At 64.5% G+C, this 15,339-nt stretch carries 13 protein-coding genes and 1 pseudogene; 7 read left to right on the top strand and 7 right to left on the bottom strand.

Annotation, left to right across the window (positions count from 1 at the left end; all coding sequences use genetic code 11):
* Window positions 1-9 precede the first annotated feature (9 nt).
* Window positions 10-2,223, top strand: a complete 2,214-nt coding sequence (locus tag N2602_RS37270; protein WP_260381195.1) for an FAD-dependent oxidoreductase — start codon at window positions 10-12, stop codon at window positions 2,221-2,223.
* A gap of 53 nt (window positions 2,224-2,276) precedes the next feature.
* On the opposite strand, the gene N2602_RS37265 is transcribed toward N2602_RS37270, so the two are convergent.
* On the bottom strand, window positions 2,277-2,621 hold the full coding sequence (locus tag N2602_RS37265; RefSeq protein ID WP_172786077.1) for a hypothetical protein: 345 nt from the start codon (window positions 2,619-2,621) through the stop codon (window positions 2,277-2,279).
* A gap of 371 nt (window positions 2,622-2,992) precedes the next feature.
* The gene (locus N2602_RS37260; protein WP_257187553.1) at window positions 2,993-3,301 is read right to left on the bottom strand and encodes a hypothetical protein; all 309 of its coding nucleotides are present in this window, start codon (window positions 3,299-3,301) and stop codon (window positions 2,993-2,995) included.
* A 605-nt stretch (window positions 3,302-3,906) separates the two neighbouring features.
* On the opposite strand from N2602_RS37260, the gene N2602_RS37255 reads away from it, so the two are divergent.
* From N2602_RS37255 to N2602_RS37245, 3 genes are all read left to right on the top strand, one after another.
* The gene (locus N2602_RS37255; protein ID WP_172786076.1) at window positions 3,907-4,401 is read left to right on the top strand and encodes a MarR family winged helix-turn-helix transcriptional regulator; all 495 of its coding nucleotides are present in this window, start codon (window positions 3,907-3,909) and stop codon (window positions 4,399-4,401) included.
* 100 nt (window positions 4,402-4,501) lie between these two features.
* Window positions 4,502-5,872, top strand: a complete 1,371-nt coding sequence (locus N2602_RS37250) for a glutamate--cysteine ligase (RefSeq protein ID WP_172786075.1) — start codon at window positions 4,502-4,504, stop codon at window positions 5,870-5,872.
* Window positions 5,873-5,988: 116 nt separating this feature from the next.
* Window positions 5,989-6,555: a PAN domain-containing protein gene (locus N2602_RS37245; protein ID WP_172786074.1), complete on the top strand. Its 567-nt coding sequence runs from the start codon at window positions 5,989-5,991 to the stop codon at window positions 6,553-6,555.
* 125 nt (window positions 6,556-6,680) lie between these two features.
* Here the strand turns inward: N2602_RS37245 and N2602_RS37240 are convergent.
* From N2602_RS37240 to tldD, 4 genes and pseudogenes are all read right to left on the bottom strand, one after another.
* Window positions 6,681-7,248, bottom strand: a pseudogene (locus N2602_RS37240) (nucleotidyltransferase family protein).
* Window positions 7,249-7,355: 107 nt separating this feature from the next.
* Window positions 7,356-8,684 (bottom strand): IS1182 family transposase, encoded by a 1,329-nt coding sequence (locus N2602_RS37235; RefSeq protein WP_212257604.1) that lies wholly within the window; start codon window positions 8,682-8,684, stop codon window positions 7,356-7,358.
* A 184-nt stretch (window positions 8,685-8,868) separates the two neighbouring features.
* Entirely contained in the window at window positions 8,869-9,645 is a 777-nt protein-coding gene (lepB, locus tag N2602_RS37230; RefSeq protein ID WP_172786072.1) for a signal peptidase I, read from the bottom strand.
* Window positions 9,642-11,069 (bottom strand): metalloprotease TldD, encoded by a 1,428-nt coding sequence (gene tldD, locus N2602_RS37225; RefSeq protein ID WP_172786071.1) that lies wholly within the window; start codon window positions 11,067-11,069, stop codon window positions 9,642-9,644. The genes lepB and tldD overlap by 4 nt, the downstream gene beginning before the upstream one ends.
* Window positions 11,070-11,238: 169 nt before the next feature.
* On the opposite strand from tldD, the gene N2602_RS37220 reads away from it, so the two are divergent.
* Window positions 11,239-11,526: a hypothetical protein gene (locus tag N2602_RS37220; RefSeq protein WP_210268310.1), complete on the top strand. Its 288-nt coding sequence runs from the start codon at window positions 11,239-11,241 to the stop codon at window positions 11,524-11,526.
* A 224-nt stretch (window positions 11,527-11,750) separates the two neighbouring features.
* Here the strand turns inward: N2602_RS37220 and N2602_RS37215 are convergent, their stop codons facing one another.
* Window positions 11,751-12,284, bottom strand: coding sequence for an invasion associated locus B family protein (locus N2602_RS37215; protein ID WP_172786070.1), 534 nt, complete (start codon window positions 12,282-12,284; stop codon window positions 11,751-11,753).
* Window positions 12,285-12,743: 459 nt separating this feature from the next.
* Here N2602_RS37215 and coxB point away from each other — a divergent pair, with 459 nt between their 5' ends.
* Window positions 12,744-13,598: a cytochrome c oxidase subunit II gene (gene coxB / locus N2602_RS37210; protein ID WP_172786069.1), complete on the top strand. Its 855-nt coding sequence runs from the start codon at window positions 12,744-12,746 to the stop codon at window positions 13,596-13,598.
* Between the two features lie 87 nt (window positions 13,599-13,685).
* A complete protein-coding gene (ctaD, locus tag N2602_RS37205; RefSeq protein ID WP_172786068.1) occupies window positions 13,686-15,311 on the top strand; it encodes a cytochrome c oxidase subunit I in 1,626 nt (541 codons plus the stop codon).
* Window positions 15,312-15,339: the final 28 nt, after the last annotated feature.

The raw sequence follows: 15,339 nt of genomic DNA, 5'->3' as shown, positions 1-15,339 counted from the left end.
GCAACCAACATGTCGTACAAGAACTTCAAGGTTGAGACCGACACCGACGGTATCGCGCTCGTCACCTGGGACATCCCGGGCCGTTCCATGAACGTACTCGACGAGACCTCCACGAACGAGCTCGAGGCGATCGTCAAGGCGACCACGGCCGACGCCGCGGTGAAGGGCGTCGTCATCACCTCGGCCAAGGAAGCATTCTGCGCCGGCGCGGACCTGTCCATGCTCGAAGGCATGAATCAGGCCTATGCGAAGGTCTTCAAGGAGCAGGGCGAGACCGCGGCGAACCAGATGCTGTTCGACCAGAGCCGGCGCTTCTCGCAGGTGCTGCGCGGAATCGAAACCTCAGGCAAGCCGTGGGCGGCGGCGATCAACGGCCTCGCGCTCGGCGGCGGCTTCGAGATCACGCTGTGCTGCCACTACCGCGTCGCGGCCGAGAATCCCAAGACCCGGCTCGGCCTGCCCGAGGTCAAGGTCGGCCTCTTCCCCGGTGCCGGCGGCACGCAGCGCGTGCCGCGCCTGGTGCCGCCGCAGGACGCGATGACGATCCTGCTCAAAGGCGATCCGGTCACGGTCGAGAAGGCCAAGGCGCTGAACCTGATTCACGCCATCGTTCCGGCCGCCGACCTCATCAAGGCGGCGAAGGACTGGATCAAGGGCGGTGGCAAGGCGATCGCGCCCTGGGACGAGAAAGGCTTCAAGCTGCCCGGCGGCCCGGTGTTCTCCAAGGCCGGCATGATGATGTTCCCGGCCGGCAACGCGATCTATCGCCGCGAAACCTACGACAATTACCCGGCCGCGCGCGCGATCATGAGCTGCGTCTATGAAGGCCTGCAGCTGCCGATCGACGCGGCGCTGCGCGTGGAGTCGCGCTACTTCACCTCGGTGCTGCGCTCGAAGGAAGCGGCCGCGATGATTCGCAGCCTGTTCCTGTCGATGCAGGAGCTCAACAAGGGCGCGCGCCGTCCGAAGGATGTTCCCGCAACCAAGGTGAAGAAGATCGCCGTGATCGGCGCCGGCTTCATGGGCGCCAGCGTCGGCTACGTCTCGGCGCGCGCCGGCCTCGACGTCGTCCTGATCGACCGCGACCAGGAGAGCGCCGACAAGGGCAAGGCGCATGCGCAGAAGGTGATCGAGGAGCAGATCAAGAAGGGCCGCGCCAAGCCTGCGGACGCCGAAGCGCTGCTCGCGCGCATCACGCCGACCGCGGACTATGCCGCGCTGAAGGACGTCGACCTCGTCATCGAGGCCGTGTTCGAGGACCGCAAGGTCAAGGCGGAGACCTTCGCCAAGGCGCAGCAATATCTCAAGCCCGACGTGGTCTTCGCCTCCAACACCTCGACGTTGCCGATCACCTCGCTGGCCGAGAGCTTCAGGGATCAGGGCAAGTTCATCGGCATCCACTTCTTCTCGCCGGTCGAGAAGATGATGCTGGTCGAAATCATCCTCGGCAAGAACACCGGCGACGTCGCGCTCGCGACCGCGCTCGACTACGTCCGCCAGATCGGCAAGACGCCGATCGTGGTCAACGACTCCCGCGGCTTCTTCGCCAATCGCTGCGTCGGCCGTTACGTCGCCGAAGGCAACGAGATGTTCCTGGAGGGCGTGCCGCCCGCGATGATCGAGAACTGCGCCAAGATGGCCGGCATGCCGGTCGGCCCGCTCTCGCTCTCCGACGAGGTCGCACTCGACCTCGGCCTCAAGATCATGAAGGCGACCGAAGCCGACCTTGGCCCCAACGCCATCAATCCCGAGCAGAAGAAGCTGATGGTGGAGATGGTCGAGAAGCAGGGCCGTCTCGGCCGCAAGAACAGCAAGGGCTTCTACGATTACCCCGAGAAGGGCAAGGGCCAGAAGAGCCTGTGGCCGGGTCTCTCCGCGCTGCAGCCGAAGCAGCTCGACCCCGATACGCTTGACATCGAGGAGCTGAAGCAGCGCTTCCTGGTGGTGCAGGCGGTGGAGGCCGCGCGCACCGTCGAGGATCACGTCATCACCGATCCGCGCGAAGCCGATGTCGGCTCGATCCTCGGCTTCGGCTTCGCGCCGTTCACCGGCGGCACGCTGTCCTACATCGACTTCATGGGCACGAAGAAGTTCGTCGAGCTCTGCCACAAGCTGGAGGCGAAATACGGCTCGCGCTTCACCCCGCCGAAGCTGCTCGAGGAGATGGCGGCGAAGGGTGAGACCTTCTACGGCCGCTTCGCGCCGAAGAAGGCGGCGGCCTGACGGAAGCGTCGGGGCTACGCAGAAACAAAGGCCGGATCATCGATCCGGCCTTTTTATTTGCGCTCACCGAACGGCGAGAAGGCGCGGCCCGATACCGCATCGTCGGCGAGACTGGCCTTCCAGCTGCCTTCGTCGCCGCGGCCGATGCGCACCTCGAAGCGCCAGCCATTCTGGTTGGTGAAGGCGATGTCCGCACCGCTCTTCGTCCTGGCGTAGCGACAGGGATATTCGGTCGGCCGGTCCGGGAAGACGATCTTGCCTTCCTTGCTCTCGAACACGGCCGAGGTGATCTGCGGATGGATCATGAAGATGCAATTGCGCTCCGGCGCCACCGGCGTCGAGAGCCCGAGCATCGCGAGCGGCGCGCCGGCGGCGGTCATGAGGACGATCATGTTCATGGAGGCAATTGTCTCCTGGGGATGTTCCTTCGACGTCGCCGTTGATCAAGTGGTTCACGATGAAGGGGCTGGATCATCGATTTCGCCGATCTGCGCTTGCGCCTCGGCATATCGGTTGATGTGCTTCCGTCTCACACAGCACCCAATCCCCGGCCCGGCCACGCTCGCTCCGCCTGGCACCGCTCTTGCTGATGATCCACCGGATGGCCCATCGACATTGAAGGTGTCCCGCAATGATTTCCACGGTGTCTCAAGACAGCGCAGCCGGCGTTGCGGTAAGATACGCCCCCTTGTTGCTGCCTGGTCGGCCGTGGCCGCGCCGCCGGCTCCTCCGGTGGCGCAGAAAAATTCCTTCGTGGGTCGGCCTGGTCCTACTCGTCCTCGTCTTTGATGTGGCGTTGGCCGTGCTTGCCTGGTTCGCCGTCGATCTCGTCCTGCACTGAAAGCTCACCTCTGTGCACGTAGAATGTCGCCGCCAAATAGGCGACCTGGCCGGCAATCAGGCAACCGACGACGATTGGAACGCCTGTCCAGAATCCAAAGCCCGAGGTCTGAAGAACCGTCGCGGCAAGGATCGCAGTCGCCGGCGAGACCAGCAATAGAGTCCAGACCCGAAAGAATAGCCCTGTCGCCAAGCCGGTGATTGCGCTCGCGAGCAGGAGGAGGAGTACAGTCGCCACGATAGTTTTTCCGGTCCGACGGTCAGCGTCCTGTCCCGCGCTGAAGCTGAGCCAAGAGCATTGCTCTCACAAGGATGGTGACGTCCTCGGAGCGCACAACGCGGAGTTATTGTTAACCCGGACAATGCTCGTAAAATCGATCAGCGCATCGCGCATCTTCGGATTTAGCAAATGACGCAAGCAAAGAGCCGAATCATCGATCCGGCGCTTCGTCGTCCCACCGGTCGTGCTTCGCGAACGGCGGACCAGACCTGATGGGCGATCATCTGGACAATCACTTGGCCTTCCGTCACGATCTCATTGCTGTCGAGGCCCAGCGGAGGGACCTGGCCCCAAGGGGCTCAGCTTCAGATAATCCTCACCATTTCGGGCTCTTGGCGCCGATACCGACCTCGAACTAGGCCATAGGGCGGGCCGGCCTCCAGGAGCACGATGTGGGGAGACGGCGGGCACACACCGGGCAAACCGTCCGGTTTCGAGGAATTTCCTTCCCCTGACGCTTGGTTCGGCCGAAAGAACGACTACATGCACCTGCTTGAAATAGTCAAGATTGATGCAGGTGCATCGAATGGAGTAAGAGACGGGCGACGAGCTTGAGCGGGACCATGAAACGCAAACCATCGACCGAGGCAACCGCCGCCTGGATCCGCCTGATGCGGGTGCAGAGCCGCGTGCTCGATTGCGTCGAGCAGGACTTGAAGAAGGCCGGCTTCCCCCCGCTGGCCTGGTATGACGCGCTGCTCGAACTGTCGCGGGCGCCCTCGGGCGAGCTGCGGCCGGTCGAGCTCGAGCGGCAGATGCTCATCCCGCAATATTCGACCTCGCGGCTGATCGACCGCCTGGTCGACGAGGGCCTCGCCTCGCGGCGCGAATGCAAGATCGACAAGCGCGGCCAGTTCGTCGAGATCACCGAAGCCGGCCGCGAGCTGCAGAAGCGGATGTGGGGCGCCTATTCGGCCGCGATCGAGAAATATGTCGGTTCGAAGCTGTCGGACGCCGACGCCGTCAAGCTCAGCAATCTGCTCGACCGCCTGGGCTGCTCCTGCGGCGAGATGAAACTGCCGCCCGCCGCCGCCAACGAAAGCATGCCGTCGCGATGATCGCGCGGCAAATCCGCTCGCCCGTGCACCCCGGTGGGTTCGCGGGCCGTCCCTGTCACCCGCGCGCGTTCGGTCGAAGCGCTTTTGATTAGAGTTTGATATGGCGCGAGACCAGATCGACATGACGCCCCTGCAATCGCGCGACGAGCTCGTCGCGTGGTTCGAGGCCGGCTGCAAGGACCCGTCCGAATTCCGCATGGGCACCGAGCACGAGAAGACGCCGTTCACGCTCGAGGGCCATCGTCCGGTGCCTTACGAGGGCGCGCGCGGCATCGGCGCGCTGCTCGAAGGCATGAAGCTCCTGCTCGGCTGGGAGCCGATCATGGAGCAGGGCAACATCATCGGCCTCTACGACGTCACCGGCGGCGGCGCGATCTCGCTCGAGCCCGGCGGACAGTTCGAGCTCTCCGGCGCGCCGGTCGAGAACGTGCACCAGACCCAGAGCGAGCTGATGGCGCACTTGGCGCAGGTGCGCGAGATCGCAACGCCGCTCGGCATTGGCTTCCTCGGGCTCGGCATGACGCCGTCCTGGTCGCGCGCCGACATTCCGGTGATGCCCAAGGGCCGCTACAAGATCATGACCAATTACATGCCGAAGGTCGGTCAATACGGCCTCGACATGATGTATCGGACCTGCACGGTACAGACCAATCTCGATTTCTCCTCCGAAGCCGACATGGTCAAGAAGCTGCGCGTCTCGCTCGCGCTTCAACCGGTCGCAACCGCCTTGTTCGCCAATTCGCCGTTCACCGAGGGCAAGCCGAACGGCTTCCTCTCCTTCCGCTCCGAAATCTGGCGCGACACCGACAATGCCCGTTCGGGCATGATGCCGTGGGCGTTCGAAGACGGCATGGGGTTCGAGCGCTATGTCGATTACGCGCTGGACGTGCCCATGTATTTCGTCAAGCGCGGCGAGGAATATATCGACGTCTCGGGCTCCTCGTTCCGCGCCTTCTTCAACGGCCGCAACAACAATCTTCCCGGCGAGCGTCCGACCTTGTCGGACTGGGCCAACCACCTCTCGACCATCTTCCCCGAAGTGCGGCTCAAGCGTTATCTCGAGATGCGCGGCTCCGATGGCGGCCCGTGGGGCCGCTTGCCGGCACTGCCGGCGTTCTGGGTCGGGCTGCTCTACGACGATGCTTCGCTCGATGCCGCCTGGGACCTGGTGAAGCACTGGACCTCGCATGAACGCCAGGCCCTGCGCGACGACGTGCCGCGCATGGGCTTCAAGGCGCGGATCAAGGACCGCTACCTGTTCGAGATCGCCAAGGAGTGCCTGATTCTGGCCCATGCCGGCCTGCGCCGGCGCGGCCGGATCGACCAGCTCGGCCGCGACGAAACGCGGCATCTCGAGCCGCTCGACCGCATTATCGATGCCGGCCGGACGCCGGCCGAGGAAATGCTGGATAAATTCAACGGACCCTGGAAGGGCTCGGTGGAACCAGCCTACGCGGAATACGCGTTCTAGACCTCTGAGACCCAGAGATCCTGGATTTCAGCCGTTCATCGCCCATACAGGTTTGCGGCGATCAAATGACCGGCTGAAAAAACCTGAGCGTCGTCAATAACTCGAAAGCTGTTCCGATGGGGAAGGGCCGCCTGTCCGGGGCCGTCATGGCCAGCGCCGCGGCATGTGTCACGCTGCTTTCGCTTGCATTTGCGAGCGTGCCGGCGCCTGCCCAGACCGCCTTCGATCGGCCCGGCGGCGATTATTTCAGTACGCCCGTCACCTCGGGCGATCCCGAGGATTGCGCGCTGCTGTGCGAGCGCGATCGCCGCTGCCGCTCCTGGAGCTTCAACTATCCCGACGTCGAAGGCGGCTCGGCGGTGTGCTGGCTGAAGAACACGGTGCCGACGCGCGTGCCGGGAAGTTGCTGTATCTCCGGGGTGCGCGGCGCCGGCGTGATCGAGCCGCGCGTCGAGGGCGTCGAGACGTCGATCGACCGGCCCGGCGGCGACTTGCGCAATTTCGAGATCAAGGACGGCGACGGCGTCGAGGCCTGCAAGGCCGCCTGCACCGCCGACAACAAATGCCGCGCCTTCACCTATGCCCGCCCCGGCTACACCGGCCGTGAGGCGCGCTGTTTCCTGAAGAAGGAAATCAAGCCGCCGCGAAGGAAGGCGGGGTTCACGTCGGGCGTGGTGAGATAGGCGCAGCTCTCACCGCCGTCATTGCTGTCGGTAGGGTGGGCAAAGGCGCGCAGCGCCGTGCCCACGATCGTTCAGCCATTGCACGAGGTGGTGGGCACGCTTCGCTTTGCCCACCCTACGAGATCTCACTCCGCTGCAACCACCGTGATCTCCGGCCACAGCGCCTTCCAGCGCGCGGCCTTCGCCGCATAGTTCGCCGCAGAGAAATTCGCACCCGGATTGGGGCGCGTGATCAACCCCGCGACATCATCGAAGCCGTGCGGCGCGTAGACATCGTAGCCATCGCCCGTGCGTCTCATCCCGATTTGCGTGTTCTGCGTGAGGAAGCGGTCGATGCCTTCCCTCGAGCTGCTCAGCGGCGGATAGGGCAGGCCGTGCTTGGCGGGGTACCACACGTGCACGCGGGCCTGGTTGCGCACCTCGATCTTGGCGCCGAGATGCGCGAGGCGCGCATGGAGGGTGCGGATCACCGCATCCTCGGCCTCCCACGATGTGTCGGGGTCGAAATAGAACACGTCATAATCGGCGATGCCGTGATCGATCGGGCGGCCCGTGAGCACGTTCCACACCGTCTGCACCAGGCATCCCGACACCAGCCACGACATCAGCTAGCGCAAGCCGGTGCAGCTCGTCGAGGATCGCGGCGTTGACCGGATTGCGTAAGGCGAGCGCGAGGAATTCGTCGCGGGTCATCGGAAATCGTAGAGCCTGTGAGCCAATTCGTTTTGTTTCGGCTTCGGCATCAAGGGGTGGTATCGCCCCTTGATGGGGGAAGCCGGCGGCGTCAGGCTGTTGGTTATCTATGCTTTTGCGAGACGATGCCCTTGCAGGATGTTGTTGGTGAGGGCGTACCAGAGCACGACGGCACGGACCTTCTCGATGCCGCGCACGGTCAGTTGCCTGAGGTCCCAGTTGCGCCAGCGGGCATGGATGCATTCGCAGATGGTACGGGCCTGGTACTGTGCCTTGCCGGCTTCGCTGGCCATGCGAGCACGCCAGGCCGCTATGCCAGGACCGTCGCTGCTCCGGGGTAAGAAGGGATCGACACCGCTCCTGGATTGGGGCGGTGGACAGTAAACCTCGATGCCCTCGCCATGCGCCCATTCGATGTCGTCGCCAGTGCAGAACCCGCCATCGGCGAGGTAGCGGCGTGGCAAGCGCTTCAGCCGAGCGCGCGTTCGCTCCAGCATCGGGCGCATCAAGCCACGATCTGAGCCGCTGTTGTCGACATCGATCGCGACCACGATCAGTTCGCCAGCCGCGCTAGCCACCTGCACATTATAGGCCGGACGGAAGCCGGCATCGGCCATCTTCATCACCCTGGCCTGCGGGTCGGTGGTGGAGGCCCGAGGCTCCTTCGGCTTCTTGCCATTGCCGCCCTTGTCGTCGAGCTGTTTTCGCTTGCGCTTGATCTCGGCCAGCGCGGCCTGCGCGGCTTGCACCCGCTCGCTGCGTTCGCGCGCCGCCCGCTCTTTGGCGGCCCGGATCCGCCGATTGCTGGCTTCCGGGTCCGCATCGACCTCGCGCTTGAGCTCTTCCACAATGGCCTCGGCCTGCGCCATCTGCCGATCCAGCGTCGCCTCCCGCCGGAAAGATCCGGTCCCGGCATTCGCTCGTATCCGCACCCCGTCCTGGGTCAGCTTCTCCAGATCGACCAGCCCTGCCTCGTTCAGGGCCACCAGATGTTCAACCAGCAAACGGTCGAGCAAGTCGGCACAGCCGACCCGGAAGTCCGACAGCCCGTGATGGTTCAACGACACGCCACCGCAGAGCCAGCGGTAGACGTCGTGGCTGTCGCAGAGCCGGTCCAGCGCCCGCGCGCTGCCAACGGCATCGCTCGCGGCGTACAGCCAAAGCGCCAGCAACAACCGTGGCGATGGCGCCGGATGGCCCGGCCTGTTTTCCCGTGCCTTGACGCGATCTTCCAGCTCGCTCAGGTCCAGCCCTTCGACATAAGCCCAGATCACCCGCGCTGGATGATCCTGCCCGATCAGGCTGTCGATATCGACCGCTCGCAATTCGACCTGATTGCGCACAGGCTCGCGCAGCCGAGGTGCGCCTTGCGGCACCGCTTCGGTTCGTGCCGACTGCTCCGGCAATTCACCAAAAAGTCCGTCGTCAGCCATCATCCTCTCCAGCAGATCAGTCTGCCCAGAGAATCACATTCGTCTGACGCGCGGTACAAAAGATTCACAGTCTCGTAGGGTGGGCAAAGGCGCGCTCTTCGCGCGTCGTGCCCACCATCTCTCCACGTTACGACAGATGTGGTGGGCACGCTTCCGCTTTGCCCACCCTACCGATCTACGTTACCGCTCAGTGCACGGCGGTGAAGAATCGCGCCAGCCTGAATCCGGACAGCCAGGTCCACACCGGCTGGCTACGCATGCCGAGATCCCAGGAGCCGACCACTGCGTCCGCACGGCCGATCAGATTGTCGATCGGCAACAGGCCGACGCCGCCGGAGCGCAGCGGCACGCGGCTGTCGGCCGAATTGTCGCGGTTGTCGCCGAGCACGAACAGATGCCCTGCCGGCACCGTCACCTCGGGCGTGTTGTCGAGCGGACCGCTGTCGCGCATCTTGAAGATCAGATGCGAGACGCCGTTCGGCAGCGTCTCGACATAGCGATAGGCGGGCTCGCTGCCGCCATGGTCGTCCTCGGCGGCGCCGACGCCATCGGGCTTCAGCTCGGCCGGACGGTCGTTGATGAAAAGCTGGCCCTGCCGCATCTGGATGCGGTCGCCGGGCAGACCCACGACGCGCTTGACCCAGGCCTGCGAGCGATCGCCGGGCCAGCGGAACACGACGACATCGCCGAGCTTCGGCGTCTCCGCGAAGACGCGGCCGCTCTCGGGCAGGCTGATCTGAATCGGCAGCGACGAGGTGCCGTAGCCATAGGGGAATTTCGAGGCGAGCAGCGCATCGCCGATCAGAAGCGTCGGCTCCATCGAGCCCGACGGTACGTAGAACGGCTCGGCGAGCGCGCCCTTGGCGATGAACACGGCGGCGACGATGCCGGCGAGCTGCACGAGTTGGCCACCCCAGCCGCTAGTCTTCCGCTTCGGGGTGACCGTTGCCTTTTCGATGCTCATGCGCCCGTTCCACCCACCGTGATGCGCTCCATCAGCAGCGACGGCTGGCCGACGCCGACAGGCACGCCCTGGCCGTTCTTGCCGCAGGTGCCGATGCCGGTATCGAGCGCGAGGTCGTTGCCGATCATGCGGATGCGATGCAAATCGGTCGGCCCGTTGCCGATCAGCATGGCGCCTTTGAGCGGCGCTCCGATCTTGCCGTTCTCGATCTTGTAGGCCTCGGTGCACTGGAACACGTACTTGCCCGAGGTGATGTCGACCTGGCCGCCGCCGAAATTCGCGGCGAACACGCCGTTCTTCACCGAGGCGATGATCTCGGCCGGGTCGCGGTCGCCCGCGAGCATGTAGGTGTTGGTCATGCGCGGCATCGGCACATGGGCATAGCCCTGGCGGCGGCCGTTGCCGGTCGGCTTCATGTTCATCAGCCGCGCGTTCTGGCGGTCCTGCATGTAGCCGACCAGGATGCCGTCCTCGATCAGCACGGTGCGGTTGGTCGGCGTGCCCTCGTCATCGATCGAGAGCGAGCCGCGGCGCGAGGCAATGGTGCCGTCATCGACCACGGTGACGCCCTTGGCCGCGACCTGCTGGCCCATCAGGCCGGCGAAGGCCGACGTCTTCTTGCGGTTGAAGTCGCCTTCGAGGCCATGGCCGACCGCTTCATGCAGCATCACGCCGGGCCAGCCGGCGCCCAGCACGACGTCCATCTCGCCGGCGGGAGCCGGAATCGATTCCAAATTGACCAGCGCCTCGCGCAGCGCGCCGTCGGCGGCCTCGCGCCAGTTCTTGCTCTCGATGAACTCGGCATAGCCGGCGCGGCCGCCATAGCCCTTGCTGCCGCTCTCCTGGCGATCGCCCTGGCCGGCGACGACCGAGATATTGACGCGCACCAGCGGACGGACGTCGCGATAGCTCTCGCCGTCGGGCCGCAGGATCTCGACGACCTGCCAGGTCGCGCCCAGGCTGACGCTGACCTGCCGTACCCGCGGATCCTTGTCGCGCAGGTAAGCGTCGATCTCGGCGAGCAGTTTTACTTTGGTCTCGAAGCCCGGCGCATCGAGCGGATTGTCGTCGCCATAAAGGCGGACATTGGTATGCGGGGGCGGTGCCGCAAAGCTGCCGGAGTAGCCGCCGCGCACGGCAGCAACCGCGTCCGCCGCGCGAATCAGCGCCGGCAGCGACACGTCCGAGGAATGCGCGTAACCGACCGCGTCATCCTTGACCGCGCGTAAGCCAAAACCTTGCGAGGTGTCGTAGGTCGCCTGCTTCAGCCGCCCATTGTCGAACATCAGCGCTTCGGTCTGACTGTATTCCAGGAACAGTTCGCCGTCGTCAGCGCCCGAGAGCCCGCGCGCGACCTCGCTGCGAACCTGGTCGCGGTCGAGATTGGCGCGGTCGAGCAGGGAGGTCGTGGCAGGATTGGTCATGCGTCCGTCCATTATCGGAAGATGTGGGGCAAGATAATGGTTTTGGATCGGTTCCGCGAGGGGCGGGCCGTCACATTACGGAAACGATAGGTGAGACTTCCCCTTAAGCCGGCTTTCAGGCTTTCCAGGCTATGACGGGCGAACCCTGGGTCGGAGCCGCCGGCAGAGCATGTGGAATTCCCTGCTTGTGTTCTGGGATCAGTATCACGGCCTGATCATCGGCTTTGCCGCGCTGGCTCTGGTGCTGCTGTTCAATCAGTTCGCCTCCCGTCGCCGGTGGACGTCATATCCCTCCCGCGAGGATTACCTTGCAGCCCACCCCGGATGCGCTACGGCGGAAGGCGTCGTCTGCGCGACGTGCCGGCGCAAGGCGTTGGTAGCGCCGGTGGCCGGCAGAGGTCGCATCTATCGCTGCGGCTGGTGTGACTCCGAACTCTATCGCGTCGACAAGGCGTGAGGTCGCGAATTGTTGGGCAGGTGGTTGCCCACACTCCGTCATTGCGAGCGCAGCGAAGCAATCCAGCCTCTTTCCGCCGAGACAGTCTGGATTGCTTCGCCGCGCTCGCAATAACAATCGGGCAAAGGCGTGCGCCACACTCTCAGTCGTCATGGTCGGGACAAGCCCGGCCATGACGGCGCCGATGGTGAAGGCGAATAGGTGGCTCGGGGCTGTGTGACGCGCTACGGCAGCTTGTCATAGCCCTCGCCGAGCCCGTTCAGGCTGAGCGGGAAGCCGATGCCTTCTTCCGGGGTCTCGAAGATGATGAAGGTCGCGGTCTTGGCGCCGCGGAGCTGGCCGAGCAGCTTGTCCTCCAGGACGACCTCGGCGACGCAGCCGTTGGGCAGGCAGCGGACGAAGCCGGCGCGGCCGACGTCCTGGTTGTCGAGCTTGAGCCCGAGGCCGGAGGGCAACAGCACCCCGAGCGGGGCGACCACGCGCATCAGGCGGCTCTTCTGGTCGGCGGTCTTGAGCACGATCACGGTCAGGCCGGCATTGGAGCGGTCTTCGGCCACCACGCTCTGGATCAGGGCGCATTGCTCGGTCTGGGCGCCTGGCGGGGTGTCGCAGCGGATCTGCCAGTCGCCATGGACGGAGCGCACCGCGCCCTGCGCATGGGCGAGCCCCGGAAGCGCCAGCAGGACGATCGCAGCCAGGAGGGCGGCGAGCGCCGGGAGGCCGTTCGCCGGCCTTGCCATCGATCTCGAAAGCCCCATCGGGTCGGTCCCTCTGCTCGCCTGGGTTGCTCGCGCTTGGCGGGCTGATCTGGCGGACTGATACGGAAATGACGGCGTCTTGAAGGCGATTCCCAAGCAAATTCCGCGCCGCCCACACCGCCATTGCCGGCACGAATCAGGTTCCTGCCTGGCTGTCTGCAAGTGCCTACCGCGGGCAATTCCGCTGTCAAGCCGCAGCGTCCCGGGAAACGGTATTTTTGTCTGATCTTGCTGGGAAATATCTTGCCGGTGATGCCTGGCAGACGGGGCTCAAGACTGCATTGCGATAGATCAAGAATTATGGTTTGAGAGGCTTGATTTCGCGTTCTAGCGATCTGGCCCCGATTCCTCTTAGAGGTATTCTTGCGTGGCGGTTTGTCGGACTGGCGGATCGAATAAGCGTTTCCCGGAAACAGGGGAATGCACTTGGGGTGATTTCGGAAGGGGAGCGCGAACGACATGAGGATGTCGATGGGTCGGGTGGGCCGGCAATTGCTGGGATTGGCCACCATCGCCGTGGTGGCGGCTGGCGTCACGTTGGCGACGGGTGGTGCGGCATTGGCCGAGCTCGGGCAGCCGGCGCCATGGGAGTGGACGCTCCAGCAGTCCGGTTCCCCGGTGATGGACAACATCGTCTGGTTCCACAACTTCCTCTTCGTGCTGATCACCCTGATCACGCTGTTCGTTCTCGCGCTGCTCGTGATCGTGGTCGTCAAGTTCAACGCGAAGGCCAATCCGGTGCCGTCGCGGACCACCCACAACACGCTGATCGAGGTGGCCTGGACGCTCGTTCCGGTGCTGATCCTGGTCGGCATCTCGGTGCCGTCGTTCCGGCTTCTGTTCCTGGAGCTCGACGTGCCGAAGGCGGATCTGACCATCAAGGCGACCGGCAAGCAGTGGTACTGGTCCTATGCCTATCCGGATAACGGCAAGTTCGAGTTCGACTCGCTGATGGCGCAGGACAAGCAGCCCCGCCTGCTCGGTGTCGACAACGAGATGGTGGTGCCGGTCAACAAGGTGATTCGTGTCCAGACCACCGGCGCCGACGTCATCCATGCATTCGCGGTGCCGGCTTTCGGCATCAAGATCGACGCCATCCCGGGCCGGCTGAACGAGACCTGGTTCAAGGCCACCAAGACCGGCATGTACTACGGTCAGTGCTCGGAACTCTGCGGCAAGGACCACGCTTTCATGCCGATCGCCGTGCGTGTGGTGAGCGACCAGGAGTTCGCCTCCTGGGTCGAGACGGCGAAGAAGAAATATGCGAGCGGCGGCACCAGCACCTACGCCTCCGCGGCCGGCCCGACGCAGTAAGCGCCGGGTGACGGCTTTCAGGGACTGAAAGCGATAAAAGGGCGGGACCTCCAAAGGTCCGAATGGGACGCAAGGCAGGATTTGAAAATGGCAACGAGCGCAGCGGCACACGGCGATCACGCGCAAGCCCACGGACATGACGAGCACGCCCACCCGACCGGATGGCGGCGCTACGTCTATTCGACCAACCACAAGGACATCGGCACGATGTACCTGGTCTTCGCGGTCATCGCCGGCATCATCGGTGCCGCGATGTCGATCGCGATCCGGGCCGAGCTGATGTATCCGGGCGTGCAGGTGTTCCACGAGACCCACACCTACAATGTGTTCGTGACCTCGCACGGCCTGATCATGATCTTCTTCATGGTCATGCCGGCGATGATCGGCGGCTTCGGCAATTGGTTCGTGCCGCTGATGATCGGCGCGCCTGATATGGCGTTCCCGCGCATGAACAACATCTCGTTCTGGCTGCTGCCGGCGTCCTTCGCGCTACTGCTGATGTCGACCTTCGTGGAGGGCGAGCCGGGCGCCAACGGCGTCGGCGCCGGCTGGACCATGTACGTGCCGCTGTCGAGCTCCGGCCATCCGGGGCCGGCCGTCGACTTCGCGATCCTGTCGCTGCATCTCGCCGGCGCCTCGTCGATCCTCGGCGCCATCAACTTCATCACCACGATCTTCAACATGCGCGCGCCGGGCATGACCCTGCACAAGATGCCGCTGTTCGTGTGGTCGATCCTGGTGACGGTGTTCCTGCTGCTGCTGTCGCTGCCGGTGCTCGCCGGCGCGATCACCATGCTGCTCACCGACCGCAATTTCGGCACGACCTTCTTCGCGCCCGACGGCGGCGGCGACCCCGTGCTGTTCCAGCATCTGTTCTGGTTCTTCGGCCACCCCGAGGTCTACATCCTGATCCTGCCCGCCTTCGGCATGATCAGCCAGATCGTCTCGACCTTCTCGCGCAAGCCCGTGTTCGGCTATCTCGGCATGGCCTACGCCATGGTCGCGATCGGCGGCATCGGCTTCGTGGTGTGGGCGCACCACATGTACACGGTCGGCATGTCCTCGGCGACGCAGGCCTATTTCGTCGCGGCGACCATGGTCATCGCGGTTCCGACCGGCGTGAAGATATTCTCGTGGATCGCCACGATGTGGGGCGGCTCGATCGAGTTCCGGGCACCGATGATCTGGGCGGTGGGCTTCATCTTCCTGTTCACGATCGGCGGCGTGACCGGCGTCGTGCTGGCGAACGCCGGCGTCGACCGCGTGCTGCAGGAGACCTACTACGTCGTCGCGCACTTCCATTACGTGCTGTCGCTCGGCGCGGTGTTCGGAATCTTCGCCGGCTGGTACTACTGGTTCCCGAAGATGTCGGGCTACATGTACAATGAAGCGCTCGCGAAGGCGCACTTCTGGGTCACCTTCATCGGCGTCAACCTGGTGTTCTTCCCGCAGCACTTCCTCGGCCTGTCGGGCATGCCGCGCCGCTACGTCGACTATCCCGATGCCTTCGCGGGCTGGAACCTGGTCTCGTCGGTCGGCTCCTACATCTCCGGCTTCGGCGTGCTGATCTTCCTCTACTGCGTGCTCGACGCCTACATGAAGAAGGTGCCTGCGGGCGACAATCCGTGGGGTGCCGGCGCGACCACGCTGGAGTGGACGTTGTCCTCGCCGCCGCCGTTCCACCAGTTCGAAGTGCTGCCCCGCGTGCAGTGATCGATCTCCCGCGGCGCCCGTGACGGGC

Origin of the sequence: Bradyrhizobium sp. NC92 (assembly GCF_025200865.1) — a bacterium.
In the GTDB taxonomy this organism is placed as follows: domain Bacteria; phylum Pseudomonadota; class Alphaproteobacteria; order Rhizobiales; family Xanthobacteraceae; genus Bradyrhizobium.
The sequence above is the reverse complement of the archived record's forward strand: the minus strand, read 5'-3'. Positions and strand labels throughout refer to the sequence as shown.